Annotated in this window: 30 protein-coding genes and 2 riboswitches; of the genes, 18 read left to right on the top strand and 12 right to left on the bottom strand. The window is 65.3% G+C overall.

Annotation, left to right across the window (positions count from 1 at the left end; translation table 11 throughout):
- Positions 1 to 68 precede the first annotated feature (68 nt).
- The 4 genes from guaA to DM806_RS14225 all read left to right on the top strand — a co-directional run bounded on the left by guaA (position 69) and on the right by DM806_RS14225 (position 4213).
- Positions 69 to 1628, top strand: coding sequence for a glutamine-hydrolyzing GMP synthase (gene guaA, locus DM806_RS14240; RefSeq protein ID WP_179043860.1), 1560 nt, complete (start codon positions 69 to 71; stop codon positions 1626 to 1628).
- A 242-nt stretch (positions 1629 to 1870) separates the two neighbouring features.
- A riboswitch (cobalamin riboswitch) is annotated at positions 1871 to 2112 on the top strand.
- 176 nt (positions 2113 to 2288) lie between these two features.
- Complete coding sequence (locus DM806_RS14235) at positions 2289 to 2648, top strand: hypothetical protein (RefSeq protein ID WP_179043859.1); 360 nt, start codon at positions 2289 to 2291, stop codon at positions 2646 to 2648.
- Positions 2649 to 2744: 96 nt separating this feature from the next.
- Positions 2745 to 2888 carry a hypothetical protein gene (locus tag DM806_RS14230; protein WP_179043858.1) on the top strand — a complete coding sequence of 48 codons (144 nt, stop codon included), beginning with the start codon at positions 2745 to 2747 and terminating at the stop codon, positions 2886 to 2888.
- Positions 2885 to 4213, top strand: a complete 1329-nt coding sequence (locus DM806_RS14225) for an MFS transporter (RefSeq protein WP_179043857.1) — start codon at positions 2885 to 2887, stop codon at positions 4211 to 4213. Before DM806_RS14230 ends, DM806_RS14225 begins: the two co-directional genes overlap by 4 nt.
- A 79-nt stretch (positions 4214 to 4292) precedes the next feature.
- On the opposite strand, the gene DM806_RS14220 is transcribed toward DM806_RS14225, so the two are convergent.
- Positions 4293 to 4559 carry a DUF6356 family protein gene (locus DM806_RS14220; RefSeq protein ID WP_179043856.1) on the bottom strand — a complete coding sequence of 89 codons (267 nt, stop codon included), beginning with the start codon at positions 4557 to 4559 and terminating at the stop codon, positions 4293 to 4295.
- A gap of 105 nt (positions 4560 to 4664) precedes the next feature.
- On the opposite strand from DM806_RS14220, the gene DM806_RS14215 reads away from it, so the two are divergent.
- Positions 4665 to 5840 carry an aminotransferase gene (locus DM806_RS14215; protein ID WP_179044184.1) on the top strand — a complete coding sequence of 392 codons (1176 nt, stop codon included), beginning with the start codon at positions 4665 to 4667 and terminating at the stop codon, positions 5838 to 5840.
- Here DM806_RS14215 and DM806_RS14210 read toward each other — a convergent pair.
- The 3 genes from DM806_RS14210 to DM806_RS14200 all read right to left on the bottom strand — a co-directional run bounded on the left by DM806_RS14210 (position 5795) and on the right by DM806_RS14200 (position 8069).
- Entirely contained in the window at positions 5795 to 6307 is a 513-nt protein-coding gene (locus DM806_RS14210) for a hypothetical protein (RefSeq protein ID WP_179043855.1), read from the bottom strand. The genes DM806_RS14215 and DM806_RS14210 overlap by 46 nt on opposite strands.
- Before the next feature lie 58 nt (positions 6308 to 6365).
- A complete protein-coding gene (locus DM806_RS14205; RefSeq protein ID WP_179043854.1) occupies positions 6366 to 7148 on the bottom strand; it encodes an SDR family NAD(P)-dependent oxidoreductase in 783 nt (260 codons plus the stop codon).
- A 90-nt stretch (positions 7149 to 7238) separates the two neighbouring features.
- Positions 7239 to 8069 (bottom strand): alpha/beta fold hydrolase, encoded by an 831-nt coding sequence (locus tag DM806_RS14200; protein WP_179043853.1) that lies wholly within the window; start codon positions 8067 to 8069, stop codon positions 7239 to 7241.
- 132 nt (positions 8070 to 8201) lie between these two features.
- Here DM806_RS14200 and DM806_RS14195 point away from each other — a divergent pair, with 132 nt between their 5' ends.
- The 11 genes from DM806_RS14195 to DM806_RS14145 all read left to right on the top strand — a co-directional run bounded on the left by DM806_RS14195 (position 8202) and on the right by DM806_RS14145 (position 17423).
- Positions 8202 to 9185: a GlxA family transcriptional regulator gene (locus tag DM806_RS14195; RefSeq protein WP_179043852.1), complete on the top strand. Its 984-nt coding sequence runs from the start codon at positions 8202 to 8204 to the stop codon at positions 9183 to 9185.
- A 125-nt stretch (positions 9186 to 9310) separates the two neighbouring features.
- Positions 9311 to 10792 carry a DNA recombination protein RmuC gene (gene rmuC / locus DM806_RS14190; protein WP_179043851.1) on the top strand — a complete coding sequence of 494 codons (1482 nt, stop codon included), beginning with the start codon at positions 9311 to 9313 and terminating at the stop codon, positions 10790 to 10792.
- 53 nt (positions 10793 to 10845) lie between these two features.
- Complete coding sequence (locus tag DM806_RS14185; protein ID WP_179043850.1) at positions 10846 to 11475, top strand: nicotinate-nucleotide adenylyltransferase; 630 nt, start codon at positions 10846 to 10848, stop codon at positions 11473 to 11475.
- Positions 11476 to 11487: 12 nt separating this feature from the next.
- Positions 11488 to 11877 (top strand): ribosome silencing factor, encoded by a 390-nt coding sequence (gene rsfS, locus DM806_RS14180; RefSeq protein WP_179043849.1) that lies wholly within the window; start codon positions 11488 to 11490, stop codon positions 11875 to 11877.
- An 82-nt stretch (positions 11878 to 11959) separates the two neighbouring features.
- Positions 11960 to 12382 (top strand): 23S rRNA (pseudouridine(1915)-N(3))-methyltransferase RlmH, encoded by a 423-nt coding sequence (locus DM806_RS14175; protein WP_179043848.1) that lies wholly within the window; start codon positions 11960 to 11962, stop codon positions 12380 to 12382.
- 93 nt (positions 12383 to 12475) lie between these two features.
- The gene (locus DM806_RS14170; RefSeq protein ID WP_218647508.1) at positions 12476 to 13693 is read left to right on the top strand and encodes a murein hydrolase activator EnvC family protein; all 1218 of its coding nucleotides are present in this window, start codon (positions 12476 to 12478) and stop codon (positions 13691 to 13693) included.
- A 104-nt stretch (positions 13694 to 13797) separates the two neighbouring features.
- A complete protein-coding gene (locus DM806_RS14165) occupies positions 13798 to 15150 on the top strand; it encodes a S41 family peptidase (protein ID WP_179043846.1) in 1353 nt (450 codons plus the stop codon).
- 157 nt (positions 15151 to 15307) lie between these two features.
- Positions 15308 to 15802 carry a disulfide bond formation protein B gene (locus DM806_RS14160; RefSeq protein ID WP_179043845.1) on the top strand — a complete coding sequence of 165 codons (495 nt, stop codon included), beginning with the start codon at positions 15308 to 15310 and terminating at the stop codon, positions 15800 to 15802.
- Entirely contained in the window at positions 15799 to 16353 is a 555-nt protein-coding gene (locus DM806_RS14155) for a demethoxyubiquinone hydroxylase family protein (protein WP_179043844.1), read from the top strand. Before DM806_RS14160 ends, DM806_RS14155 begins: the two co-directional genes overlap by 4 nt.
- A gap of 13 nt (positions 16354 to 16366) precedes the next feature.
- Entirely contained in the window at positions 16367 to 16930 is a 564-nt protein-coding gene (locus DM806_RS14150) for a hypothetical protein (protein ID WP_179043843.1), read from the top strand.
- 91 nt (positions 16931 to 17021) lie between these two features.
- A complete protein-coding gene (locus DM806_RS14145) occupies positions 17022 to 17423 on the top strand; it encodes a hypothetical protein (RefSeq protein ID WP_179043842.1) in 402 nt (133 codons plus the stop codon).
- On the opposite strand, the gene DM806_RS14140 is transcribed toward DM806_RS14145, so the two are convergent.
- The gene (locus DM806_RS14140) at positions 17420 to 19270 is read right to left on the bottom strand and encodes an ABCB family ABC transporter ATP-binding protein/permease (protein WP_179043841.1); all 1851 of its coding nucleotides are present in this window, start codon (positions 19268 to 19270) and stop codon (positions 17420 to 17422) included. The genes DM806_RS14145 and DM806_RS14140 overlap by 4 nt on opposite strands.
- Before the next feature lie 206 nt (positions 19271 to 19476).
- Positions 19477 to 20010, bottom strand: a complete 534-nt coding sequence (locus DM806_RS14135; protein ID WP_179043840.1) for a hypothetical protein — start codon at positions 20008 to 20010, stop codon at positions 19477 to 19479.
- Between the two features lie 142 nt (positions 20011 to 20152).
- On the opposite strand from DM806_RS14135, the gene DM806_RS14130 reads away from it, so the two are divergent.
- Together DM806_RS14130 and DM806_RS14125 are read left to right on the top strand one after the other, a co-directional pair.
- A complete protein-coding gene (locus tag DM806_RS14130; protein WP_179043839.1) occupies positions 20153 to 20599 on the top strand; it encodes a hypothetical protein in 447 nt (148 codons plus the stop codon).
- A gap of 123 nt (positions 20600 to 20722) precedes the next feature.
- A complete protein-coding gene (locus DM806_RS14125; protein WP_179043838.1) occupies positions 20723 to 21385 on the top strand; it encodes a DUF6891 domain-containing protein in 663 nt (220 codons plus the stop codon).
- 152 nt (positions 21386 to 21537) lie between these two features.
- Here DM806_RS14125 and DM806_RS14120 read toward each other — a convergent pair whose 3' ends face one another.
- From DM806_RS14120 to DM806_RS14095, 6 genes are all read right to left on the bottom strand, one after another.
- Entirely contained in the window at positions 21538 to 21813 is a 276-nt protein-coding gene (locus tag DM806_RS14120) for a LysR family transcriptional regulator (RefSeq protein ID WP_179043837.1), read from the bottom strand.
- Between the two features lie 55 nt (positions 21814 to 21868).
- Positions 21869 to 22264 (bottom strand): type II toxin-antitoxin system death-on-curing family toxin, encoded by a 396-nt coding sequence (locus DM806_RS14115; RefSeq protein WP_179043836.1) that lies wholly within the window; start codon positions 22262 to 22264, stop codon positions 21869 to 21871.
- A complete protein-coding gene (locus DM806_RS14110) occupies positions 22264 to 22491 on the bottom strand; it encodes an AbrB/MazE/SpoVT family DNA-binding domain-containing protein (RefSeq protein WP_179043835.1) in 228 nt (75 codons plus the stop codon). The genes DM806_RS14115 and DM806_RS14110 overlap by 1 nt, the downstream gene beginning before the upstream one ends.
- 44 nt (positions 22492 to 22535) lie before the next feature.
- On the bottom strand, positions 22536 to 22901 hold the full coding sequence (locus DM806_RS14105) for a ferredoxin (protein WP_179043834.1): 366 nt from the start codon (positions 22899 to 22901) through the stop codon (positions 22536 to 22538).
- A 9-nt stretch (positions 22902 to 22910) separates the two neighbouring features.
- Positions 22911 to 24752: a phosphomethylpyrimidine synthase ThiC gene (gene thiC, locus DM806_RS14100; RefSeq protein WP_179043833.1), complete on the bottom strand. Its 1842-nt coding sequence runs from the start codon at positions 24750 to 24752 to the stop codon at positions 22911 to 22913.
- A 74-nt stretch (positions 24753 to 24826) separates the two neighbouring features.
- Positions 24827 to 25234, bottom strand: a complete 408-nt coding sequence (locus DM806_RS14095) for a DUF2065 family protein (RefSeq protein WP_179043832.1) — start codon at positions 25232 to 25234, stop codon at positions 24827 to 24829.
- A 50-nt stretch (positions 25235 to 25284) separates the two neighbouring features.
- A riboswitch (TPP riboswitch) is annotated at positions 25285 to 25394 on the bottom strand.
- Positions 25395 to 25398 lie beyond the last annotated feature (4 nt).

The following is a 25398-nucleotide window of genomic DNA, read 5'->3' as shown; positions in this document are numbered from 1 at the left end:
GGACATAGCGGCAAGGTGCGACTAACCGGGCGCGAATCCCTTCCACCGCTCGATATAAAGGCGATTCGATGACGCTGCCCCTTCAGGATAACATCCTTATCGTGGACTTCGGCAGTCAGGTGACACAGCTCATCGCCCGCCGCGTCCGCGAAGCCGGCGTCTATTCCGAGATCGCCCCCTTCAACACCGCCGCCGAAGCCTTCGAACGGCTCAAGCCCAAGGGCGTCATCCTGTCGGGCGGCCCTTCGTCGGTGATGTGGGAAAACAGCCCGCGCGCGCCGCAGGCCTTTTTCGACGCGGGCATCCCGATCCTGGGCATCTGCTACGGCCAGCAGACGATGATGCAGCAGCTGGGCGGCAATGTCGAAGGCGGCGAGAGCGGCGAATTCGGCCGCGCCTTCATCGAGGTGAAGCAGGGCTGCGCCCTGTTCGACGGCCTGTGGAGCGAAGGCGAAAAGCATCAGGTATGGATGAGCCATGGCGACAAGGTGACGCAGCTTGCGCCCGGCTTCGAGGTCGTCGCGACCAGCGAAGGCGCGCCCTATGCCGTCACCGCGAACGAGGCCAAGCGCTTCTACGCCACGCAATTCCATCCCGAAGTCGTCCACACGCCCGATGGCGCCAAGCTGCTCGCCAATTTCGTCCGCCATGTCTGCGGCCTTGCCGGTGACTGGACCATGGCCGAGTTCCGCGCGACCAAGATCGCCGAAATCCGCGCGCAGGTCGGCGAAGGCCGGGTGATCTGCGGCCTGTCCGGCGGTGTCGATAGCGCGGTCGCGGCGGTCCTGATCCATGAAGCGATCGGCGACCAGCTGACTTGCGTGTTCGTCGACCATGGCCTGATGCGCCTGGGCGAAGCCGAGCAGGTGGTCAGCCTGTTCCGCGAACATTATGGCATCAAACTGGTCCATGTGAACGCGGAGGAACGTTTCCTCGGCGGCCTCGCCGGCCTCACCGACCCGGAAAAGAAGCGCAAGTTCATCGGCGGCGAATTCATCGCCGTGTTCGAGGAGGAAGCCGCCAAAATCGGCGGCGCCGACTATCTGGCGCAGGGCACCCTCTATCCCGACGTGATCGAATCGGTGTCCTTCACCGGCGGCCCATCTGTCACGATCAAGTCGCACCATAATGTCGGCGGCCTGCCCGAACGCATGAACATGAAGCTGGTCGAGCCGCTGCGTGAGCTGTTCAAGGATGAAGTGCGCGTACTCGGCAAGGAACTGGGCCTGCCCGACATCTTCGTCGGCCGCCACCCCTTCCCCGGACCCGGCCTCGCCATCCGCATCCCCGGCGAAGTCACCAAGGAACGTTGCGACATATTGCGCAAGGCCGATTTCATCTATCTGGAGGAAATCCGCAACGCGGGTCTGTATGACGCCATCTGGCAGGCCTTCGCCGTGCTGCTGCCGGTCCGCACCGTCGGCGTGATGGGCGACCACCGCACCTATGACAGCGTCTGCGCCGTCCGTGCCGTCACATCGACCGACGGCATGACCGCTGACATCTACCCCTTCGACGCCGCTTTCCTCAGCCGCGTCGCGACCCGCATCATCAACGAGGTCAAAGGCATCAACCGCGTGGTCTACGACTATACCAGCAAGCCGCCCGGCACGATCGAGTGGGAATGATTTGACGTCTGGCACCGATGGGCAGCCAGTAGCACCAAAACACAGCTAAGCCCGCAGAGATGCGGGCTTTTTTGCTTTCCCTCAAAAGACATCCTTTAGTTCGCGACCGACCCTGATCGGCGCCCCCTTTCCTGCCAATCTGGGCGATAGCGCGTGCCCGGAAGCAAATATCCGAAACAATCCGGACATTATTGCCGATATCGTTCCGCTGGGTTAGCGAGCTTCGTCTGCACCCGTCCGGGCGCAGGCACGATCGCGCCTGTGCTTCAAGAGAGGCTAAAAAGGGAACGCAGTGAGAGGACATGCCCCTCGATTCCGTGGCTGTCCCTGCAACTGTAAGCGGATAGCGCAATGCATAGCGCGGCAGGCCATGGCGCCCTGTCGCAGCCACTGGACCGGACGCTAAATCATGCGAAGTCTGGGAAGGCCGTGCATCGTGCGATGACCCGTGAGCCAGGAGACCTGCCGGCGTCTGGTCGCTCTCGCTTTGGTCCAGGGGATGGCCAGGGCCCGGTATCTATCCCGTCTGAGCGACGAACGCGCGGTCGAGGCCGCATCGGTTCGTGTCGCGGTCGCTCCGGCGTCCGGCCGTCGGCGCGCGCCGACCGTCGTCGACCGCAAGCCTCGCCCAAAAGTCGCAGGCGACCGGGGGAAAATAAGATGAGGACAATATATTCGACAATTCTGGCGCGGGTTGCGCTGGGCGCTCTGGCAACGGCTTCGGCGGCCCCCGTGCCTGGGGCGCTGCTCGCGGCGGTGCTGCTGTGGCAGGCCTTGCCGTCCGGCACGCCCGTCCGGCAAATCGGGAGTCCCCTTCAAACGCTGTTCGCGCCACGGCTGAAGGCCGGGACGCTGCTCTTCTGGCTGATCTTTTCGATCGGGCTTGGTCTCTTTTACGCGATACAGGCCTGGCTGCCCTTGCTGAGCATGCGCGAAGGCCAATCCTATGGCAGCGGCGTGGCGGCCACGAGCCTGTTCACCCTTGGCACAGCCTTCGGCGCGGTTCCGGCTATCTGGTGATCCGATCGCCTCGGTCCCCTCCGCGCGCTCCTCGCTCTGGGCAGCATCGGTCGGCTGGGCGCTGCGGCCGGTCCCCTGCTGATCGGCTATCTCGCCATGGGTGGCATGGCGAGCGGGACGGTGCTGCTCTGCCTCGCTTTGCCTGCGCCGCTGCTGCTGCTTGCCTGCGCCCTGCTCGACTGGCTTTATGGCCGCATCGACCGCATCCCCTTTCACCCAGTCGATTCAGAGACATCATGACCCAAGACCCCCAATCCATCCTGTCCCGGCACGCCATGCGCCCGCTGCAGATCGCGGCGGTGACGCTCTGCGTCCTGCTCAATGCCCTTGACGGCTTCGATGTGCTCGCGATCAGCTTCGCCTCCCCCGGTATCGCCAGCGAATGGGGCATCGATCGCGCCGCGCTCGGCCTGGTCCTGTCGATGGAACTGATCGGCATGGCGCTGGGGTCGGTCGTCCTAGGCAATGTCGCGGACCGGGTCGGCCGGCGACCCACGGTGCTGGGGTGCCTGGTCATCATGGCCGGCGGCATGGGCATGGCGACGCTGGCTACGTCAGTGGCAGGCTTGTCAGCGATCCGCTTCCTCACCGGCCTCGGCATCGGCGGCATGCTGGCCTGCACCAATGCGCTGGTTGCCGAATTCTCCAACGACCATCACCGCAATCTCGCCGTGGCGATCATGGCGTCGGGCTATCCGATGGGCGCCATCATCGGCGGCTCGATCGCGACCGGCCTGCTGGCGGAGGGACATTGGCGCGATGTCTTCAGCTTCGGCGCGGTGGTGACGGCCATCTTCCTGCCCGTCGCCTGGTTCCTGCTGCCGGAATCGATCGGCTTCCTCGTGCAAAAGCGCGGGCCTGACGCACTGGACCGCATCAACGCGACCTTGCGCCGGCTTGGGCATGAGGGCGCGGCGGCCTTGCCTCCCCCGCCGGAAAAGCCGGTGAAGGCATCGATCCGCCAGCTCTTCGCGCCAGCGCTTGCGCGCAGCACCATCCTGCTGACCATCGCCTATTTCTTCCACATCATGACCTTCTATTTCATCCTGAAATGGATCCCGAAGATCGTGGTCGACATGGGCCATGCCGCGTCGCAGGCAGGCAATGTGCTGGTCTGGGCCAATGTCGGGGGGCTTGCGGGCGCGACCCTGCTCAGCCTGCTCACCTACCGCATCCCTGTTCGAGCGCTGGTCATCGTCGCCATGCTGGCTTCGACCGTGCTGGTGACGCTGTTTGGTCTGGGGCAGGACAGCCTGACCCAGTTGGCGCTGATCGCCGGGGCGGCAGGATTTTGCACCAACGCGGGCGTCGTCGGCTTATATGCTCTGTTCGCCAAGGTCTTCCCCACCGCTGTACGTGCGGGCGGGACAGGCTTCGTGATCGGCATAGGCCGAGGCGGCGCAGCGCTCGGCCCGATCGTGGCAGGTTTGCTATTCAACGCGGGCTTTGGCCTTGCCCTGGTTTCAACCTTCATGGCCATGGGCTCGCTGGTTGGGGCCATGGCGCTTCTGCTGCTTGGACGGCAAGCACATCCTCCGGCAGAAAGTCCCCTGCAGGCGGGCTGAGCCTGTCACGCGCCGGCATCCAAATTCAAGCTCGGCCGCAACGCAAAGCCGCCCCGCCGGGCGGCTTTTTCCTCACGTCTCAAATCTCATATTCCGGCCGCCATTGCGGGCTGAGATAGGCGGGCGTCCGTTCCTCCAGGTCCGGCTGGCGCTGGCGCATCTCGCCATAGAGGCGCTTGACCATGCTGCTGCCCGTCCGCGTGAACAGCGCCGGGACGATCCCGTGGATCATGCAGGCCAGCCCCGACCGAACCATCAGGAAACCGAAACGCATCGCCACCCCCATATGCTGGGGATAGCTTTCATTCACCTCACGCGGATGCTTCAGGAAAAGTTGATCGATCATCGCCGCTCGCTCATCTGACACTATTGCCGCCATATTATCCTATCGGGCGACGGAGCGGGAGAGGGTCGCTTGACCCATGCCCCGCCCTGGGACCATCCTGCCCAAATGACCCAGATGCCTTCCCTTGGCCATCCCGTCTATCGGGACATGCCGACCACCATCTTCGAACAGATGTCTGCCCGCGCCCGCGAAACCGGCGCGATCAATCTTGGGCAGGGCTTTCCCGAAGGCCCCGGACCGCGCGACGTGCTTCAGGCGGCGGCCGATGCGCTGCTCACCCGATCCAGCCAATATCCGCCGATGCCGGGCCTTGCCGAACTGCGCGGGGCGGTGGCGGCGCATTATGCGCGGCATCAGGGGCTGGACCTGTCGCCGCAGGAGGTCATCGTCACATCGGGCGCGACCGAGGCGATCGCCGCCAGCCTCCTCGCGCTCGTCCGGCCGGACGACGAGGTGCTGATGCTCGCCCCGCTCTACGACGCCTATCTGCCGCTGGTGGAGCGGGCCGGCGGCGTGGCGAAGGTCGTGAAGCTGACCCCGCCCGACTGGCGCGTCACGCGCGACGCGCTGGAGGCGGCGATCACGCCGCGCACCCGCATCCTGTTGATGAACAATCCTGTGAACCCGACCGGCATCGTCCTGCGCGACGCGGAACTGGCGCTGCTGGCCGAGCTTTGCGTCGCCCATGACCTGATCGCCCTCTGCGACGAGGTGTGGGAACAGACAGTCTATGACGGCATCCCCCATCGCCCGCTGATCGGCTTTCCGGGGATGCGCGACCGGACGGTCAAGATCGGGTCGGCGGGCAAGATCTTCTCCGTCACCGGCTGGAAGGTCGGCTGGATGTGCGCCGCGCCGCCGATCGCCACCCTGCTCGGCCGCGCCCATCAGTTCCTGACCTTCACCACCCCGCCGGGCCTGCAATGGGCCGTCGCGGAAGGGCTGGACTATCCCGATACTTGGTTCGACGCGCAACGCGACGCCTATCAGGCGTCGCGCGACCGACTGGCGGCGGGGCTGCAAGCGGCGGGCTATGTCGTCTGCCCCAGCGGCGCGACCTGGTTTCTCTCGATCGACCTGCCCGCCTCCGGCATTGCCCTCGACGATGTCACCTTCTGCAACCGGATCATCGACGAGGCGGGAGTGGCGGCGATCCCGATCTCCGCCTTCTACCCGGAGGAGCCCGTCACCCACCTCGTCCGCCTCTGCTTTTCCAAGACGGACGAGACGCTGGATCAGGCGATCGGGCGGCTGGCCGCCTTCCGCGCGACACTCGGCTGACGGATGATCGCCGCGCCCAGGATCAGCATGACGATGAGCATAAGCCCCTGCGCGGCGAGGAAGGGCGGTTCGCTTCCGGTCGGGGCCAGCGCATTGAGCGCGGGCACTTTCAGGAAGCTCTGCACCACCAGCACGAACAGGTTGAGCCACAGCGCCGCCGTCGCGCTCACCGCATAGACGATCCGCGCCCGGCCACCCAGCCTGAAGCCGTAGAGCGCGGCGAAGGCGACCGCCAGCACCAGCGTAGAGATAATCCCGACCCCGATCGCCGGCGTGAAGCCGCGAAAGGGAAAGAGGAAGCCGGTGAGGCTGGTGAGCAGGGTGGTGATGAGGAAGACCGCCTGCGTGCGCGGCAGGAAATGCCCTTTCGCCTGCGCAGGGAGGGCGATCAGTCCGGCCGCAATGCCGATCAGGCTGATCGCGACATGCAGAGCGATGAAGGCGGGAATGGAAAGGCCGAGGATCATGGAATATCTCCCTGGAAAATTCCCGTCATTCCCGCGAAGGCAGGAATGACGGAGAAATTTAGGCACGCACTCCGTAGCGGGCCGCCGCATCCTTGAGCGACAGGTTGGGGCGCAGCGCCGCCCGCGCAGCGAGATAGGCGTCGAGGTCAGCCTTTTCCGGCAGTGCCGGGACGGTGATCGCCTCGCCCATGTCCAGCCCGGCCAGCGCCGCATCGACCATCACCTCCACGTCCATCACCATGTGCGGCGGGATGGTTGCGATCTGCTCCTCGGTCCAGATGGCCGTCCGGGTGATGCCCGGCAGCACCGCCTGCACTTGCACCCCTTTGCCGCCCAGTTCGACCTGCAACGCCTCGGTAAAAGCGAGCACATAGGCCTTGCTCGCGGGATAGACTGCGGTGAAGCCGTCGGGCATCAGCGCCGTGACCGACGTGATGTTGATCAGCGTCCCCGCCCCCTTCGTCGCCAGTCGCGGTGCAATGGCCCGTGACAGCCGGGTCACGGCCAGGATGTTGAGGTCGATCATCCCGGTGAGATAGGCCGGATCGGTTTCGACGAAACTCTGTTCGCCCGCGATGCCGGCATTGTTGACCAGACCGGTGATGGCGTCGTCGTCACGCAGCCGCGCTTCGATCCGGGCAAGATCATCGACCTTGGCAAGGTCGGCGGCGACCACTTCGACGCCAACGCCGGTTTCGCGCAGGGTGGCGGCCAGCGTCTCCAGCTTTTCGGCCCGGCGGGCGACGAGGATCAGGTTCGCGCCGCGCTTGGCGAAGCGATCGGCATAGACCGCGCCGATGCCGTCCGACGCGCCGGTGATGAGGATGGTTTCTTTGGTCATGGGAAGTCTCCTATTAATCTACCTCCGTTCGGTTCGAGCTTGTCGAGAACCGTTTCTCGACAACGCTCGGAACGAACGGGGTCGGGAATGTCAGCCGTTGATGAAATCGAGCAGGTCGGCGTTGAACCGATCCTGATGCGTGACCGTCAGCCCATGGTCTGCGCCTTCATACACTTTCAGCACCGCATGCGTAACGATCTTCGCGGTCGAGAGGGCAGAGGCGCCGATCGGCACGATCTGGTCGTCATCGCCATGCAGCACCAAAGTCGGCACATCGACCTTCGCCAGATCGGCATGGAAATCGCTTTCCGAAAAAGCGCGGATCGAGTCGAGCTGGCCCTTCAGGCCGCCCATCATCCCCTGCCGCCAGAACTCCTCGCGGATGCCCTCGGAAATCACCGCGCCGTCGCGATTATAGCCGTAGAAGGGGATGGTCAGATCCTTGAAGAACTGGCTGCGATTATCGAACGTCCCCTTGCGGATGCCGTCGAACACATCGATGCCCAAGCCGCCCGGATTGGCTTCGGTCTTCAGCATCAGCGGGGGCACCGCACCGATCAGCGCCAGCTTCGCGACCCGCTTCGTGCCATGGCGGCCGACATAGCGAGTGACTTCGCCGCCGCCGGTCGAATGGCCGACCAGCACGACATCAGCCAAATCCAGCGCTTCGATCAGCTCGGCCAGATCGTCGGCATATTGGTCCATATTGTTGTTGGCCCACACCTGGTCCGACCGGCCATGGCTGCGGCGGTCATGGGCGATGGTGCGAAACCCCTGATCGGCGAAATAGACCATCTGCGCGTCCCAGGCGTCGGCGCTGAGCGGCCAGCCATGGGAAAAGACGATCGGCTGGCCATCGCGCGGCCCCCAATCCTTGTAGAAGATGCGGGTGCCGTCCTTGGTGGTGATGAAATTGCTCATGTGAAATTCCCTTCCCGTCTCTCAGGAGGGCGTCCTTCACGCCCTGTGCTTGCAGAATTAGGGGACATGACGGAGGATCGGGATTGGCGGTCCCGACATTAAGCGGGCCGATTCCGACAAAGGCGCTGGACCATGGACGCGACGCAGATCCCCAAGGCGGAAATCGGCATCCTCCTCTACCGCAACTGCCAGCAGGCGATGGTCCATGGCATGACCGATCTGATCGACATTGCCGGGCAATATTCGCGCCAGCATGGCGGCCCGCGACTGCGCGTCAGCCATTGGCAGATGCAGGCCGATGGCTGCTTCGCCCGCAGTCACGACACGCATGAAGGCCGGCCCGGCACGCCCGACATCTGGCTCGTCCCCGGTCGCCTGACCGGGGTGCCCGAAGCCGAGGAGGCCGCGCCCTATGCCCGCTGGCTGCTCGATCGCCATGCACAGGGCGCGACGCTCGCGTCCAATTGCGGCGGCGCCTTCCTGCTCGCGGCCACCGGCCTGCTCGACGGTCGCCCGGCGACGACCCACTGGTGGTTCGCCGAGCAGTTCCGCGCCCGCTTTCCTGCGGTGAAACTGGACTGCGACAGGATCGTCATCGACGATGGCGACCTGATCACGGCGGGCGGGCTGATGGCCTGGACCGACCTTGGCCTGCGACTGGTCGACCGGCTGCTGGGACCGACGGTGATGCTGGACACGGGCAAGTTCCTGCTGGTCGACACCGCCGGGCGCGAACAGAAGCATTTCGCCCGCTTCATGCCGCGCATGACCCATGGCGACGAGCCGATATTGAAGGTCCAGCACTGGCTCGCCGCCCGTGAAGCGAAACCGGCCAGCGTCGGCGAGATGGCGGCGCAGGTCGGGCTGGAGGAACGCACCTTCCAGCGTCGCTTCAAGGCCGCGACCGCGATGACTCCGATCGAATATGTCCAGCATCTGCGCGTCGCCAAGGCGCGCGAGCATCTGGAATTCACCAAACGCACCATCGACCAAATCGCCTGGAGCGTCGGCTATGAGGATGCCGCCGCCTTCCGCAAACTGTTCCACCGCCTCGTCGGCCTGTCGCCGGGCGACTATCGCCAGCGCTTCGCCGCGCCCAGCACGCAGGCCGCCTAACCATATCAATAGTTAGCTAACTATCGAATATCATAATATCGTTTTGATTGTCCAGATCGCTGTCGGACTTGCGACCCGTCGCCGGCGCCGCTAGGTTCCCGTTTCGTTCCAGACAAGGATATGCAATGGACAGCCTCGCCGCCCTTCTCATTCCCGTCGCGCTGCTGATCGGCTTGGCCGTCGGCTGGCTGCTCAAGGGCAAGGCGCTGGCGCCGCTCGCTGCCGAGAAGGCCGACCTGATCGGCAAGCTGGACCTCGCCACGGCCCAGCGTAACGGCGCCATCGCCGAACTGGCGGTCGAGCAGGAGCGGGTGGCGCAGGCGACAAGCCAGATCAGCCGTCTCGAATCCGCGCAGATCGCCGCCGACCAGCGGCTGGAAACGGTGCAGGCGACCGCCATGCAGCGGCTCGAACATGTTCAGGCCGATCGCGAATCGGCCCTGCGTGAACTGGCTGCGCTCCAGTCCGACACCCAGGCCCGCACCCAGGCCTTCGAGCAGCAGATCGCCGCCCTGAAGGACGCCAAGGAACAATTGTCCGCCCAGTTCAGCGAGATTGGCGGCAAGCTGCTCGATCAGGCGCAGACCCAGTTCCTGACCCGCGCCGACCAACGTTTCGCCCAGGCGAGCGAAAAGAGCGAGGCGCAGCTCAAGACGCTGCTCAACCCGGTCGAAACCACGCTCAAGCGCTATGAGGAAGGCCTTGCCCGCGTCGAGAAGGATCGGGTCGGCAGCTATGCCGAACTGCGCGAGGCGATCGCCATGGTCCATGCCGGGCAAGGACAGGTGCGCGAGGAAACCGCCAAGCTGGTCAACGCCCTGCGCGCCGCGCCCAAGACGCGCGGCCGCTGGGGCGAGCAGCAGTTCAAGAATCTGATCGAGACGGCCGGCCTGTCGCCCTTCGTCGATTTTCAGGAGGAAGTGTCGGTCACGGTCGAAGACGGCCGCCTGCGCCCCGACTTCATCATCCGCCTGCCCGGCGACCAGCAGCTGGTGGTCGACGTCAAATGCTCGCTGGAAGCCTATCTGAACGCCGTCGATCAGGTCGATTCAGCCATGCGCGAACGCTATCTGGCCGACCATGCCCGCGCGGTGCGCACCCATGCCGATGCGCTCGGCCGCAAGGCCTATTGGGAACAGTTCGCCAAGGCGCCCGACTTCGTCATCATGTATGTCCCCGGCGACAATTTCGTCACCGCCGCGCTGGAAGCGGACATGGACTTGTGGGAACGGGCAGCGCGCAATCGCGTCATCATCTGCGGCCCGGCAACCTTCCTGCCGCTCGCCAGAACCCTTGCGGGGCACTGGCGTCAGGCCAAGATGCAGGAACAGGCGCAGCAGGTCGGCCAGCTCGGCAAGGAATTGTATGAGCGCCTGTCGGTCGCCGCGACGCACCTGAAGCGCCTCGGCTCGGGCCTTAACAGCGCGGTATCCAACTATAACAGCTTCATCGGCAGCTTCGAAACGCGCGTCCTCTCAACCGGCCGCAAGTTCCGCGACCTCGACATCGAGACTGGCGGCAAAGAAATCGAAGCCATGGAACCGCTCGACGTCATCGCCCGCGACGCGCAGGCAGACGAAGCAAAGGCACTGACCGTGGCGGAGTAGGATTGCACCGCCGCGCCATTGCCGAACCGCCTGTCCGCTGGCATGGCGCCCTTATGAAAAAGATCGGCCTGCTCGGCGGCTCCTTCAATCCGGCGCATGGCGGGCATCGCGCCATTTCCCTGTTCGCCGGGCAAGCGCTGGGTCTGGACGAGGTCTGGTGGCTGGTGTCCCCCGGCAATCCGCTCAAGCCCGCAAAAGGGATGGCCCCGCTACCCACCCGGCTTGCCCATGCCCAAAAAGTCGCCCGTCGCGCGCCGATTCGCGCCACCGCGATCGAGCAGGAATTACGCACCCGCTACACCGTCGATACGCTCCGCGCGCTCGTCCGGCGCTACCCGCGACACGAGTTCGTCTGGTTGATGGGCGCCGACAATCTGGCGCAATTCGCCCAATGGAAGGACTGGCGCGGCATTGCGCGGCAGATGCCCATTGCCGTAATCGCCCGTCCCGGCTATGATAACGATGCCCGTGGCTCTACGGCCATGAGTTGGCTGCGGCGCTTCGTCCGGTCCGCGCGCCAGAGTGCAGACTGGACGAATTGGAGACCACCGGCGCTCGTGCTATTGCGCTTTCGCCCTGATCCAAGATCGGCGACCCTGCTGCGGCAGGCGGACCCCCTCTGGCATCGCGAATATGAAGCAACGTGTGTGCGCGATCCGCTCACGCGCCGGTTGATCGTCTAGATTGGAGTTTAATTGACTAACCTCGCCCCTGCCAACGACACGGCCCTCAGTGCCGATTCCGTGGCCGCCCTGCACGCCCTTGTCATGCAATCGCTCGACGACGACCAGGCGCAGGAAACCATCTCCATCCCCCTGGAAGGCAAGAGCAGCATCGCCGATCACATGGTGATCGCGAGCGGCCGTTCGTCGCGCCAGGTCGCGGCGATGGCCCAGCATCTCGCCGAGAGGATCAAGAAGGAAACGGGCCGCTCCGCGCGGGTCGAAGGCCTTCCGGTCGCCGACTGGGTGCTGATCGACGCCGGCGACGTGATCGTCCACCTGTTCAAGCCGGAAGTGCGCAGCTTCTACAATCTGGAACGGATGTGGGGCTTCGTCGACGCACCGGTCGCGGGCAACGCCTGATACGGGGCCTGACACGGCATCGCCTGACATGAGGGGGCTTGCCCCTTCGACAGGCGCGCGATGAGAGGCTAGAGGGGGAGCCATGCTCCTCCACATCATTGCGCGCGGAAAGATCGGGCGTTCCCCCGAAGCGGATCTGGTCGACCGCTATGTCAAGCGGCTGACCATGCCGCACAAGATCACCGAAATGCCCGATCGGGGCGGCAAGCTGCCCCCCGTCGGTCCCGGCACCGTCACGGTCATGCTGGACGAGAAGGGCAAGCAGCTCGGGTCGATGGACTTTGCCCGCCGGATCGAGGGCTGGCGCGACGCGGGGACGCGCGAATGCCGTTTCCTGATCGGCGCGGCGGACGGGTTCGACGATGCCGAGCGGGCCAATGCCGACCTGCTGATCGCCTTCGGCGCGATGACCTGGCCCCACATGATGGCGCGCGCGATGCTCGCCGAGCAATTGTGGCGGACCTGCTCGATCCTCGCCAACCATCCCTATCATCGCGAAGGGTGACGATCCTTCGCTTCCGCGCCTCGACACGAGCGGATCTTGTGCCTAGTCAGTGACTTGTCACGGGCGGGGCATCGGGTGAAGCGCAACATCCTCATGGCGGGCGGACTGGCGGGACTGATGGCCCTTGCAGCGACGCGCCTGCCGGCCGCGGACGGAGACGCGATCATCCTGTCGGGCACCGCCGGTACGACGCTGGCGCAGGAGCAGCAGGCGCTCAAGAACGCCCGCCGCCAGTCGGACGAGGCGCGCGACCGCTCCGCCCGGTTGGAGCAGCAGGCGACCGCCGCGCGCGACGAGGCCGAACAGGCCCGCCGCCGCGCCGCCGCCGTCGCCGCGCGCATTCAGCAGGCGGAAGCGGACATTCAGGCGGCGCAGGCCCGGATCGCCATCATCAACCGGATGCAGCGCGCCCAGGCCGCGCGGCTCGCGGTGAAACAGGAGCCGGTCGTGCGCCTGACCGCCGCGCTCCAGATGATGGCGCGCCGGCCGCTGGCGCTGGCGCTGGTGCAGCCCGGATCGATCGCCGACGCGGTCCATATGCGTGCAATGCTGGGGCAGATACTGCCGGTGATCCAGCAACGCACCGCCGGCCTGCGCGCCGAACTGGAGCAGAGCCGCAAGCTGCGCGCCACCGCCCAGCAGGCCGCCGATGCCCTGACGCAGGCGCAGACGGACCGTAAACAACAGCAGACCGCTCTCGCCACATTGGAGGCGCGCAAGCGGGTCGCCGCGCGCGACTATCGCGCCAATGCAGGGCTGGAGGGCGAGCGCGCGCTGGCGCTGGGCGAACGGGCACGCGACATTGTCGACCTGATGGACCGGCTGGAGGAAGCGGGCGACCTGCGCGAGCGGCTGGCTGCCCTGTCCGGGCCCCTTCCCCGCCCTGCCCGGCCCGATCAGGCCACAGCGCCCGCCCCCGAGCGCGAAAGCGCCGCCAACGGCCCGCCGCCTTATCGGCTGCCAGTGATCGGCCAGCTCGTTACCGGCATGGGCGAGGTCAATGACAGCGGCGTAAGGTCGCGCGGGCTGACCCTGGTGACGCAGCCCGGCGCGCAGGCGATCGCGCCCACCGCTGGCCGCGTCGCCTTTGCCGGTCCCTATCGCGACTATGGCCAGATCCTCATCATCGACCATGGCCAGGGCTGGACCACACTCATCACCGGCCTGCACCGCGTGACCGCGCAGGTCGGCGACTATGTGCGGCAGGGCGACCCGGTCGGCATCACCGGCGCGGAACGGCCCAACATCACGGTGGAACTGCGCCGCAACGGGCGGCCGGTGGATATCGTGCCGCTGGTGGGGCTCGGTTAACCCGACGCTCATCGTCGCTCAGCGACACTCTATCGAAGCGCGCTTTTGCGTTGGGCCGCGAATCGGCGTATATCGGGGCATTGATGCGGACTCCAAGGACAGCCATGAAATCCACCTTCCTCCAGGGCGCGGTTGCGCTCGGGGCGCTTGCGCTCATTCCTGCTACCACTGCCGCGCTCGCCGATGGAGAGGCTTCGAGCTACAAGGCGCTCGATGAATTCATGGACGTGTTCCAGAAAGTCCGCAGCGACTATGTCGAAAAGGTCGATGACGAAAAGCTGATCAAGGGCGCGATCGACGGCATGCTCGCCAGCCTCGACCCGCATTCGAGCTTCCTCGACGCGCGCGACTTCCAGAATCTGCGCACCCAGACCGAGGGCAGCTATGGCGGCCTTGGCCTGTCGGTCACGCAGGAGGATGGCGCGGTCAAGGTCATCGCGCCGACGCAGGATACCCCGGCCTGGCGCGCGGGGATCAAGGCGGGCGACTATATCACCCATATCGACGGGCAGTTGATCTATGGCGGCACGCTGGATGAGGCCGTGGACAAGATGCGCGGCGCGCCGGGCACGTCGCTGAAGCTGACGCTGGTCCGCGCCGGTCGCGACAAGCCGATCGAACTCACCCTGACGCGCGAGATCATCCAGCTCAAGCCCGTCAAATGGGAAGTGAAGAATGGGATCGGCGTCATCAACATCGTCAGCTTCTCGGCCAATACCGGGGCGGACGTGCGATCGGCGATCCGCAGCATCGACAAGAGCCTGGGCCACAAGCCCACCGGCTATATCCTCGACCTGCGCTCTAACCCCGGCGGCCTGCTGGATGAAGCGGTGAGCGTCAGCGACACCTTCCTAGAGCGGGGCGAGATCGTGTCGCAGCGCGGCCGGGCCAAGGGCGATGTCGAGCGTTATTATGCCAAGCCCGGCGATGATGCGAAGGGTCTGCCGGTGATCGTGCTGGTCGATGCGGGATCGGCGTCGGCTTCGGAAATCGTCGCGGGCGCGTTGCAGGACCAGCATCGCGCGCTGGTGATGGGCGAGCGCAGCTTCGGCAAGGGCAGCGTCCAGACGATGCTGCCGCTGAGCAACACGACGGCGCTGAAGCTGACCACGGCGCGCTATTATACGCCGTCGGGACGCAGCGTGCAGGAAGGCGGCATCCAGCCCGACATCCGCGTGCCGCAGCTGTCCGATCCGGATTACAAGAACCGACCAAGGTTCCGAGAGAGCGACCTGCGCCGTCACCTGATCAACGAGATCAAGACCGACGACAAGGCGCTCGAAGAGGATGCCAAGGACGATCCGCGCTTCGCCATGTCGGCCGAGGATCTGAAGAAGAAGGGCGTGGAGGATTTCCAGCTCGACTATGCGCTCAAGACGATCTCGCGCCTGGCCGGGACGCCCAGCGCGACCGTCGCCCAGGCGCAGGTGGCGGCGCGCAAGCCGGGGGCAAAATAGATAGAATAGCCGTTCGCTTCGAGCCAAGCTGTCCCGAGGCCGTCGACGGATCGAGAAGCCTTCGCGACTGTTCTCGACAAGCTCGAACCGAACGGAAGTTGTGATAATCCAGCAAGTTCAGCATGACGAAAGCATGGCGAGGGTTTAAGCGGGCATGATGAACAGCCTGTCCCCGTCCCTCGCCAAGGCTCGCGCACTCGCGCTGCTCGCACCGATCGTCATGCTCGCCGGCGCCTATGCCTTCCAATATGTCGGCGGGCTGCATCCCTGCGAAATGTGCTGGTGGCAGCGTTATGCCCATTTCGCCGCCATTCCGCTGGCGCTGGTTGCCTATGGCGTGCGCGGACGAGCCTGCATCAGCGGCCTGTTCGCCGGGTTCGCCGGTATTGCCGTCGGGGTTAGCGGCCTTATCGGCCTGTTCCATGCCGGGGTCGAATATGGCTGGTGGGAAGGGCTGACCACCTGCTCCACCTCGCCCGCTGGCGGCAGCGCGACCGATCTGCTCAACCAGATCATGGCCAGCCCGATCACGCGCTGCGACGTGGCGCCCTGGCACATGTTCGGCATTTCCATGGCCGGCTATAACGGCCTCTTGTCCAGCGCCGCCGCGCTCGCCATCTTGGCCTTGCTGCTGAAAGCGAGGAAGGCATGAGCGCTCCCAAGGATTTCCCCAGGCCGGGCAAGCGACTGACCGATACCGATCGCGCCTCCATGGTGCGGGTCGATCAGGCCGGCGAGTTCGGCGCGGTGCGCATCTATGCCGGACAGCTGGCGGTGATGGGCGACCGCCATCCCTATGGCCGGCTGATCGCGGGCATGGCGGCGCAGGAGGAACGGCATCGCGACGCCTTCGACGCGATGATCGCGCGGCGCGGCGTGCGCCCGACCATCCTGGCCCCCTTCTGGAATGTCGCGGGCTTCGCCCTTGGCGCCGTGACCGCCGCCATGGGACCGAAGGCCGCCATGGCCTGCACCGCGGCGGTCGAGACCGAGATCGACAAACATTATGCCGACCAGCTGGGAGCGCTGGGCAATGAAGATCCGGAACTCTCCACCGCCATTGCGGATTTTCAGGCGGAGGAGGCCGAGCATCGCGACACCGCCTTCGCCCATGGCGCGGAGCAGGCGCCCGCCTATCCGCTCCTGTCCGGCGCGATCCGGCTGGGATGCCGCGCCGCCATCGCGCTTTCCAAGCGCTTCTGATAAGGACGGACCGATGAAGACAGGAAAATGGATCACCGCCCTCGCCCTGATGGGCGCCGCCGTCCCGGCGCTGGCGCAGCAGGACAGCGCGCCCAACGCCGCGACCAGCAGCAGCACGGAGAAGGTCAATATCGTCATCGTCTATGGCGATGACAGCTGCCCGCAGAGCCAAGGCGGCGATATCGTCGTCTGCGCGCGCAAGGGCGAGGAGGAGCGCTATCGCATTCCCGAACCACTGCGTGGCGATCCCAACAAGCCGAGTAACCAGGCCTGGGGCGAGCGGGTGCGGTCGATGGAATATGTCGGCCGGTCGGGCACCGAGAGCTGCTCGCCGTCTGGCGCGGGCGGCACGACCGGCTGCTTCGCGCAGCTCGCGCGTCTCGCCAAGGCCGAGCGGCAGCAGGCTGACAATGCCAGCTGGAAGGATCTGGTCGCGGCCGAGCGCGCCAAGCGCCTGTCGACCATCGATGCCGACAGCAAGGCGATCGAAGCACGGGTGAAGGCCGAGGAAGAGGCCGAGGCCAAGGGCAAGCAGCAGCCGACGCCGCAGGATGGCACCAAGCCGCCGCAGGAATGACGGGTGGGACGGCCTTGCGCCGTCCTATCCACAGGACCGGGACTTGGGGCACCCGCGACTTTCACCACAGGGGAATGAAGGACCAGTTTCTATGCCACGTCTTGGCGCATTTCCTCTGATCGCCCTTTCGCTGGTCGCCCTGCTTCCGGCGCCCGTGCTGGCGCAGCCTGCGCCGCCGCCGGAGCGGACGATCAACCTGCTCGTCTATGGCGATGATCCCTGTCCGCAGGGCAAGGGTGACGAGATCGTGGTCTGCGCCCGGCGACCGGAATCCGAACGCTATCGCATTCCCAAGAAGTTGCGCGAGAAGCCTGCGCCGTCGGGCGGTCCCGGCTGGGGCAGCCAGGTCGCGACAATGGAGGCGACGCAGCGGCAGAATCTGCCCAATAGCTGTTCGGTCAACGGCGCGGCCGGCTTTACCGGCTGCACCGCCCAGATGCTGTCGCAATGGTTCGCCGAGCGGCGGATGCAGGAAAGCACGGGCACGCCTTAAGAAAGCGGCCGCATCACCTCGAAGACATCCTCGACGCCTGGTTCGGAGGGGGCGACGTCCCGCTCGGCGGCCTGACGCGCCCACATTATGGCGTAGAGGCCGTCGGCGCGGACCAGATCGGCATGACGGCCGCGCTCGACGATGCGGCCCTGATCCAGCACGATGATCTCGTCGGCGTCGACCACGGTCGAGAGGCGATGCGCCACCACCAGCGTCGTGCGCTTGCGGCTGATGTCGCGCAGCACGGTCTGGATTTCCGTTTCAGTGCGGCTGTCGAGCGCGCTGGTCGCTTCGTCCAGCACCAGCACGGGCGGGTCTTTCAGCAGGGTGCGGGCGATGGCGACGCGCTGTTTCTCACCGCCTGACAGTTTCAGCCCGCGTTCGCCGACGCGCGTGTCATAGCCCTTGGGGAGGCCCATGATGAAGTCGTGGATCGACGCTGCCTGCGCCGCTGCCTGTATCTCCGCCTGGCTCGCGCCTTCGCGGCCATAGCCGATATTATAGCCGACCGTGTCGTTGAAGAGCACCATGTCCTGCGGCACGATGCCGATCGCGGCGCGCAGCGAGTGCTGGGCGACCCCGGCTATATCCTGCCCGTCGATCGTCACCCGGCCGTCCTGAATGTCGTAGAAACGGAAGAGGATGCGGGCGATAGTCGACTTGCCTGCGCCGGACGGGCCTACGATCGCCAGCGTCTTGCCCGCCGGAACGGTGAAGCTGACGCCGTGGAGGATTTCGCGCTCGGGATCATAGCCGAAGCGGACATGGTCGAAACGGACCTCGCCGCCCGCGACATGGAGCGAAGGCGCGTTCGGGGCGTCGGCCACTTCGGTCCGGGTGTCGATCAGCTGATACATGGCCTCCATGTCGATCAGCCCCTGCCGGATGGTGCGATAGACCATGCCGAGCAGGTCGAGCGGGCGGAACAGCTGGGAAAGAAGGGTGTTCACCAGCACCACGTCGCCGGTGGTGAACTTGCCGACGCTCCAGCCCCAGACGGTATAGCCCATCGCTCCCGCCATCATCAGGTTGGTGATGAGCGACTGGCCGATGTTGAGCCAGGCAAGGCTGTTTTCCGACTTTACCGCCGCCTTGGCGTAGCGGCGCATGGACGCGCTGTAGCGCCTCGCCTCCCGATCCTCCGCACCGAAATATTTGACCGTCTCGAAATTCAGCAGGCTGTCGACGGCATGGGCGACGGCGCTGGTGTCCATGTCCACCATGTCGCGGCGCAGCTGGTTGCGCCATTCGGTGACGGTGCGGGTGAACCAGATATAGGCGCCGACCATGACGAGCGTGGCGAGGACGAGGCCGGGGCCGAATTTCACGAAGAAGATGGCGCAGACCGCGAGCAGTTCGATGATGGTGGGGGCGATGTTGAAGAGGAGGAAATAGAGCATCGTGTCGATGCTCTTGGTGCCGCGTTCGACGATCTTGGTGACGGCGCCGGTGCGGCGGTCGAGGTGGAAGCGCAGCGACAGGCGGTGGAGATGGACGAAGACGTCGTCCGACAGGCGACGGCCCGCCTCCTGCCCCACGCTTTCGAAGACGGCGTTGCGGAGGTTGTCGAACAGTACGCTGCCGAAGCGCGCGCCGGCATAGGCGACAACCAGCGCTATGGCGAGGCCGGCGGCGGGTTCGAGGCCGGGGGCCATACGGTCGACCGCCGCCTTGTAGGCGAAGGGCATGGCGAGGCTGACCGCCTTGGCCAGCAGCACCAGCAGCATGGCGATCGTCACCCGGCGACGGAGCGCGGGCGCGTCGGCTGGCCAGAGATAGGGCAGGAAGCGCCGGAAGGTCGCCCAGATGGGCGGAATCGGCGTGGAATCGGGCGTGGATGGCGGCATTTGCGCCTATTTAGGCGCTTCAGCGCACTTATCCAATGGCTGCGGCACAAAGGGAGCAAGCGAAACCGGCGCGGCTCTTGTCCCGCCCTGCTTAACTTCGCACATGTCCCGCAGATTTTGACATTTTGTTGCGCGCGCCTGATCCTATCGAAAAACTTGGATCGTCATTGCCGATCATAGCATAGGACTGGTGCTGTAGGACAGGATCAGCCCTCCACTTCCGGACATTTGCCGGGGCGCTCCTCCTCCTTGCCGTCGCGGAACCAGCGCGTCTTTTCGGGAGCGACGCTCTCGTCGAAATAGCAGATTTCGGTCGCACCATCCCTGGGATCGACCAGCGTCACCCATTGATGCGGGCCGCAATTATGCGCCTCGCACGCCCAGGAAGCGACCCGGCCGCCAACCATGGCGATGGGGGTGGCGGGACCGGCATCCTCCAGCACCCATTTGCGCACGGCCTTGTCGGAAACCGTCTTTTCCACTGCCTTCACCACCAGCGGATCGTCATGCCAGCTGTGTGCGCCGACCTTGTCGAAGGGATAATGGCCGACATAGCGGGAAAAGGCGTCGGGCGCGGGCGCCGGGGCAGTTGCATTGGCTGCATTGGCCGGTGCAGTGGCGTTGGACGCTACGTTGGAAGCATTGGCCGCCGCCTGATCGTCCGCCTTCTCGTCGCCGGTGCAGGCGGCCAGCGCGAGCGGCGCGATCAGCATCGAAGTCAAAAGCAGCCGGCGGGCCATGCGCGATCCTTCATCGTTCAAGGGATGGATATGGTGCGGTTTTCGCACCTGCGAAGCAAGTGGGAGGATGGGGAGCGGCGGAAAAGCGCACGCGGATCGTCTGATCGAAGGACCGTTTCCTGCTCCGAAAGGCCCATCGCCGATGCGTTTCCCGATAGCTGCCGCCCTGCTCCTCTCGCTCCTTCCGCTGTCGCCCGCCATGGCGCAGGACAGCACCGCGGCGGACGGGCCGCTCAAGGTCGAGAATTATTATCGCGTCAAATGGGGCGGCATGGGCGAGTTTCTGCGCGTCTATCACAAGCAGCATGAGGCGCTGCTGCGCGAGATGATGCGGCAGGGCTATATCATGCAAGTGACGGTCGAAATGCCCTTCACCCATATGGGCGGCGGCACGCGCTGGGACGTGCGCACCACCATCGTCTACACGCATGGCGCGGACGGCGTGGGCGCGGGCGCGGCCTATAAGGCGGCGATGGCGGCGGCCAGGGCGCGCATGTTCCCCGACAAGGCGGCGTTCGACGCGGAGGAAGCCAGGCGCGGCGCCATGACCGAGGATCATTGGGACGTGGTGCTGGAACCCGCGCCCTGACGGGACGGTCTGACAAGCAAAATGCGCTGAAACGACGGGCCGTGTCGCTACCCCCTTTTCCTTTGCCGAATCGCGCGGCATGGTAGGGGAAAGGCGACGCAGCGCAGGAGGCAAGACGGGCGCATGTTCGGGACTTTGTGGAATCGGATTTTCGGAACCAGGGCCACCACCACAGAGCCGCAGAAAGACATACCCGCCTATGACCCGGTCGAGGCGTTGCGCGTCCAGGTGCGCCGCGACGTCGCCGGCGGCTTCTATGATGAGGACGCCATCCTGACCAACGCGCATGACGTGTTCGAGGAAGAATTGCCGATGCCGGTGCTGCGGCGCGAGGCGTCGGCCAGCCTGCGCGTCGCCATGGCCGAGCATCGCGCCGCCGAACAGGGCTGGACCCATGCCACCGATTGCGACCGGCTGGACGCCGCCTTCGCTGCGCTGGAAGGCGAAGGTGTGATCGCGCGGCAGAATTTCACCTGCTGCGGCACTTGCGGCGCGTCGGAGATCTGGGACGAGATCGAGGCGGCGCAAAAGGCGGGCGAACTGGCCGAGGGCTATGCCTTCTTCCACATGCAGGACACCGAGTCGGCGATCGAGGGCCATGGCCTTTATCTGAACTATGGCGCCTGCGAAGAGGGCGATGAAGCCGCCGTCGCGATCGGCCAGCGCATCGTTGAGCAGTTGGAAGCGCACGGGCTGGCCACCGACTGGGACGGCGACCTCAGCCAGCGGATCGGCGTGGCGCTGGAGTGGAAGAAGCGGCGCAGCGTGGTGGCGCTGGAGGGGTAGAGCGCGGCGTTGTTCGACGCGCTTCGGCGCACGGCTGAAGTTCACACTGTTCCGGGCGATTTCACCCCGGTTTTTGGTCATTTGCGCCATAAAGGCGACCAAAACGCGACACCCGCGCGACAGCGACGCGCCGTGGACGCGCCACCCGTGCATCAGCCGCGCCTCTGCGCCGCGACGCCCTGTTGGATTTCGAGCGCATAGGGATCGGTCAGGCGCTGGTTGTGCAGCGCCAGCGCCCGGTCCCATGTCCGGTCGAACGGCGTACCGGCCAGACGCCGACGCAGGCGATGCGCACTGGATCGCGACATCCCCGCCGCACGCGCAGCATGGGTGACGCTGCCCGTATCGAGCAGGGTGGCGAGGAAAAGGCGCTGCTTGGCCGGAGTCCAGTGCGCGCGATCGACGGGAGATGCGGGTTTCTGTTCCATCCGACAGGATAGATCAGACGAAATCCTACATTTAAAGAAGATTGTGTCGCGCGTTTCAGTCGGCGGCGAGATGCTGGCGGAACCAGTCGGCGAGGTCTTCTTCCGACAGCCTGCCGGCGGCCAGTTCCAGAAAGGCGACGACCAGTTCTGCATCGGTCGCCATCAGGCTATGGCCGTTGAGCATCAGAAAGGTTTCGCTGACGACCGCTGCAATCCGCTTGTTGCCGTCGACAAAGGGATGATTGCGCGCGAGGCCATAGGCATAGGCGGCGGCGAGCGTGGCGGCATCCGGATCGCCATAATGGGCGATCTGTTGCGGCCGGGCCATGGCGCTTTCGAACAGACCGCGATCGCGCAGCGCGTCGCCACCCCCGCCATGTTCGGCTATCTGTTCGGCATGGGCGGCCTCGGCCACGGCGAGCGTGACCCAGACCCAGCTTTCCCGCGCCATTATTTGGCGAGTTCGCGAAGCGCCCGCTTGCGCCGCGCCATCACCTCGCGCGCGGCGGCCATCTGGGCGTCGAAATCCGGCTCCGCAGCGGACAGTTCGATCCCGCGTGGCGTCAGAACCACCGAGAGACTGTCCCCGGCAGCCGCCTGAAGATGCGCCAGCAATTCCTTGGGCAGGATCACCCCGGCGCTGTTGCCTATCTTCGTGATTTTGAGGGGTGTGTTCATACGGAGGTTATAACATGGTTGATGCGAAGGACCAAATGCCTTGGTCAGTCGGAATCGATCTGATGCCCCAAGCCCGCTTCACGCAGCCGCTCCGCCCAATCGGACCGGCAATTGCGCGCACGGATGCAATCGACTTCACCGACATGCATCGCATCCATCATCCGCGCCAATTCCTCATCGGTTTCCGGCTGACGGGCGACATAGCAATGGGAATAGCTGCCGTCCGGCAGCCATGCCAGCAGATCGGGCGCCACATCCTCCCACACGCCGCAGGAAATGCAACACCCATCCTCGACATAGAAGGTGCCCGGCACATTGGCCGGGTGAGGTGGACGGGGCGTATAAGCCGGGATCGTAGTGGGCCGTGGGGCAAGCCACCGAAGCAGCTTGCCGAGCCAGGGATCAGCCATGGTTTATCATCAATCATGCTCCCTGTCGCCAGCGCCCATATACAGCTCGCGGCCGGTTTCATGATAGAGGGCGCTCATCTGCGCCATGCCCTTTTCCGCTTCCTCCTCGGTGGCGGCGGCGATGAAGGCGTCGGCGGGCTGATTCTGCTTCGCGGCGAAGTCTCTCACCTCCTGGGTGATCTTCATCGAACAGAATTTGGGACCGCACATGGAACAGAAATGCGCGCTCTTCGCGCCCTCGGCAGGCAAGGTCTGATCGTGATACTTCTCCGCCGTGTCGGGGTCGAGCGACAGGTTGAACTGGTCGCGCCAGCGAAATTCGAAGCGAGCGCGGCTGAGTGCATCGTCGCGGACCTTGGCGGCGGGATGCCCCTTCGCCAGGTCGGCGGCGTGGGCGGCGAGCTTGTAGGTGACGACGCCGACCTTCACATCGTCGCGGTCGGGCAGGCCCAGATGCTCCTTGGGCGTGACGTAGCAGAGCATCGCCGTGCCATACCAGCCGATCATCGCCGCGCCGATGCCGCTGGTGATATGGTCGTAACCGGGCGCGATGTCGGTGGTGAGCGGCCCAAGCGTGTAGAAGGGCGCTTCGCCGCACGCCTCCAGCTGCTTGTCCATATTCTGCTTGATCTTGTGCATGGGGACGTGGCCCGGCCCCTCGATCATCACCTGTACATCCTGTTCCCAGGCGCGCTTGGTGAGTTCGCCCAGCGTATAGAGTTCGGCGAACTGCGCTTCGTCATTGGCGTCGGCGATCGATCCGGGGCGCAGGCCATCGCCCAACGAATAGGCGATGTCATAGGCCTTCATGATCTCGGTGATCTCGTCGAAATGCTCGTAGAGGAAGCTTTCCCTGTGATGGGCGAGGCACCATTTCGCCATGATCGACCCGCCGCGCGAAACGATGCCGGTGACGCGCTTGGCGGTCATCGGGATATAGGGCAGGCGCACGCCCGCATGGATGGTGAAATAGTCGACGCCCTGTTCGGCCTGCTCGATCAGCGTGTCGCGGAAAATGTCCCAGTTGAGGTCTTCGGCGATGCCGCCGACCTTTTCCAGCGCCTGATAGATGGGCACGGTGCCGATCGGGACCGGCGAATTGCGCATGATCCATTCGCGGGTGTCGTGGATGTTGCGGCCGGTCGACAGGTCCATCACCGTGTCGGCGCCCCAGCGGATCGACCAGACCAGCTTGTCGACTTCGCTCGCCACGTCGGAGGCGACGGCGCTGTTGCCGATATTGGCGTTGATCTTCACCAGGAAATTGCGGCCGATCGCCATCGGCTCGCTTTCCGGGTGGTTGATGTTGTTGGGGATGATGGCGCGACCCCGAGCGATTTCGTCGCGCACGAATTCGGGCGTCACATAGTCGGGGATTTCCGCGCCCCAGTCATGGCCGTCGCGGATATATTCCTTGAGGCGGGCGCGGCCCAGATTCTCGCGCTCGGCGACATATTCCATTTCCGGCGTGATGATGCCGCGACGGGCATAGTGCATCTGGGACACGTTCATGCCGGGCTTGGCGCGGAGCGGGCGCTTCACGACATTGGGGAAGGGTTGAACCCCGCCCGACCGGTCCGGCCCCTTGAGGCCGTTATCCTCCGGCTGGATGGCGCGGGCGTCATATGCCTCGACATCGCCCCTGCCGATGATCCAGTCGCGGCGCAGTGCGGGCAGGCCCGCCATGATGTCGATCTGCGCCTTCGGATCGGTATAGGGGCCGGAGGTGTCGTAGACGCGGACGGGCGGTTCGCCACTGCCCGGTTCCAGGTCGATTTCGCGCATGGCGACCTTGAGCGGGCCGGCATGGATTTTGCGGCTGCCCCGGATGGGTCCGGTAGTGACGCGCATTTCGGTGCGGGCCCCAGGGCTTCCAGCGGAAGCCCGTTCAATCAAAGAATCGACATCTGCCATGAGGGTACCTTTCAGACGGAAATGGTGGCGCGACCGGTGAGGCCGGCGAGGAAAAGGAAAATACCGAGGATGAGGGCAATGATCGCCCAGGCGCGGATGAAGGTCGTCGACCAGTGGCCGATACGGATCAGCGGTCCCGGCACGGCGAGGAGGAGCGCCCCTTCGATCAGGGCGACATAGCCGATGATCGAGACGATGATCGCGAGCGGATCGGTCCAGATGCTGTGGATCATGACCAGGGTGACGCCGACGACGAAGACGGTGAAGCCCAGCGCCACGACCAGAGCGGGCGAGGCGTTGAGATCGTCCATCACCGCCCGCCAGCGCGGCGGGCTGGCGAGACCGCCGATGCCGATGAGGATCATGTAGAGGCCCATCGCCTCCGCAAGGCGCAGGGTCAGAATGGAAATCGTGTCCATGGCCGTCACTCTCCTCCTCTCGTCGGTGGAAAGCGGGCGCGGGCTGTGGTTCGGACAGGCGCTTCCCTCCCTCCGCCGGTGTCAACCGGATCAGGTTCAACGGGTCGCGGCCACAAAGCCACCTCTCAACCGTCTGCGGACGGTCCCCCGGGGTCAGGCGGGCA

The sequence above is a fragment of the Sphingobium lactosutens genome (assembly GCF_013393185.1).
GTDB lineage: Bacteria > Pseudomonadota > Alphaproteobacteria > Sphingomonadales > Sphingomonadaceae > Sphingobium > Sphingobium lactosutens_A.
This window is presented reverse-complemented; position numbering and strand designations above follow the sequence as displayed.

Bases quoted from the DNA above. Each gene is read 5' to 3' on its own strand.
- DM806_RS14210 (WP_179043855.1), bottom strand. From the start codon at position 6,307: ATGATCCTCGGCCTTTCCATTCCCGCCTTCATCGCTCTGCATGTCGCG.
- DM806_RS14150 (WP_179043843.1), top strand. From the start codon at position 16,367: ATGAAGACAGGAAAATGGATCACCGCCCTCGCCCTGATGGGCGCCGCC.
- DM806_RS14135 (WP_179043840.1), bottom strand. From the start codon at position 20,010: ATGGCCCGCCGGCTGCTTTTGACTTCGATGCTGATCGCGCCGCTCGCG.
- DM806_RS14115 (WP_179043836.1), bottom strand. From the start codon at position 22,264: ATGGCGCGGGAAAGCTGGGTCTGGGTCACGCTCGCCGTGGCCGAGGCC.
- DM806_RS14170 (WP_218647508.1), top strand. From the start codon at position 12,476: ATGGCGGGCGGACTGGCGGGACTGATGGCCCTTGCAGCGACGCGCCTG.
- DM806_RS14200 (WP_179043853.1), bottom strand. From the start codon at position 8,069: ATGAGCAATTTCATCACCACCAAGGACGGCACCCGCATCTTCTACAAG.
- DM806_RS14230 (WP_179043858.1), top strand. From the start codon at position 2,745: ATGGGTGGCATGGCGAGCGGGACGGTGCTGCTCTGCCTCGCTTTGCCT.
- DM806_RS14145 (WP_179043842.1), top strand. From the start codon at position 17,022: ATGCCACGTCTTGGCGCATTTCCTCTGATCGCCCTTTCGCTGGTCGCC.
- DM806_RS14235 (WP_179043859.1), top strand. From the start codon at position 2,289: ATGAGGACAATATATTCGACAATTCTGGCGCGGGTTGCGCTGGGCGCT.
- DM806_RS14215 (WP_179044184.1), top strand. From the start codon at position 4,665: ATGACCCAGATGCCTTCCCTTGGCCATCCCGTCTATCGGGACATGCCG.
- DM806_RS14175 (WP_179043848.1), top strand. From the start codon at position 11,960: ATGCTCCTCCACATCATTGCGCGCGGAAAGATCGGGCGTTCCCCCGAA.
- DM806_RS14110 (WP_179043835.1), bottom strand. From the start codon at position 22,491: ATGAACACACCCCTCAAAATCACGAAGATAGGCAACAGCGCCGGGGTG.
- DM806_RS14165 (WP_179043846.1), top strand. From the start codon at position 13,798: ATGAAATCCACCTTCCTCCAGGGCGCGGTTGCGCTCGGGGCGCTTGCG.
- DM806_RS14140 (WP_179043841.1), bottom strand. From the start codon at position 19,270: ATGCCGCCATCCACGCCCGATTCCACGCCGATTCCGCCCATCTGGGCG.
- DM806_RS14205 (WP_179043854.1), bottom strand. From the start codon at position 7,148: ATGACCAAAGAAACCATCCTCATCACCGGCGCGTCGGACGGCATCGGC.
- DM806_RS14130 (WP_179043839.1), top strand. From the start codon at position 20,153: ATGCGTTTCCCGATAGCTGCCGCCCTGCTCCTCTCGCTCCTTCCGCTG.
- DM806_RS14185 (WP_179043850.1), top strand. From the start codon at position 10,846: ATGAAAAAGATCGGCCTGCTCGGCGGCTCCTTCAATCCGGCGCATGGC.
- DM806_RS14125 (WP_179043838.1), top strand. From the start codon at position 20,723: ATGTTCGGGACTTTGTGGAATCGGATTTTCGGAACCAGGGCCACCACC.
- DM806_RS14160 (WP_179043845.1), top strand. From the start codon at position 15,308: ATGAACAGCCTGTCCCCGTCCCTCGCCAAGGCTCGCGCACTCGCGCTG.
- DM806_RS14155 (WP_179043844.1), top strand. From the start codon at position 15,799: ATGAGCGCTCCCAAGGATTTCCCCAGGCCGGGCAAGCGACTGACCGAT.
- DM806_RS14220 (WP_179043856.1), bottom strand. From the start codon at position 4,559: ATGATCGATCAACTTTTCCTGAAGCATCCGCGTGAGGTGAATGAAAGC.
- DM806_RS14095 (WP_179043832.1), bottom strand. From the start codon at position 25,234: ATGGACACGATTTCCATTCTGACCCTGCGCCTTGCGGAGGCGATGGGC.
- rmuC (WP_179043851.1), top strand. From the start codon at position 9,311: ATGGACAGCCTCGCCGCCCTTCTCATTCCCGTCGCGCTGCTGATCGGC.
- DM806_RS14120 (WP_179043837.1), bottom strand. From the start codon at position 21,813: ATGGAACAGAAACCCGCATCTCCCGTCGATCGCGCGCACTGGACTCCG.
- thiC (WP_179043833.1), bottom strand. From the start codon at position 24,752: ATGCGCGTCACTACCGGACCCATCCGGGGCAGCCGCAAAATCCATGCC.
- DM806_RS14105 (WP_179043834.1), bottom strand. From the start codon at position 22,901: ATGGCTGATCCCTGGCTCGGCAAGCTGCTTCGGTGGCTTGCCCCACGG.
- guaA (WP_179043860.1), top strand. From the start codon at position 69: ATGACGCTGCCCCTTCAGGATAACATCCTTATCGTGGACTTCGGCAGT.
- DM806_RS14225 (WP_179043857.1), top strand. From the start codon at position 2,885: ATGACCCAAGACCCCCAATCCATCCTGTCCCGGCACGCCATGCGCCCG.
- DM806_RS14195 (WP_179043852.1), top strand. From the start codon at position 8,202: ATGGACGCGACGCAGATCCCCAAGGCGGAAATCGGCATCCTCCTCTAC.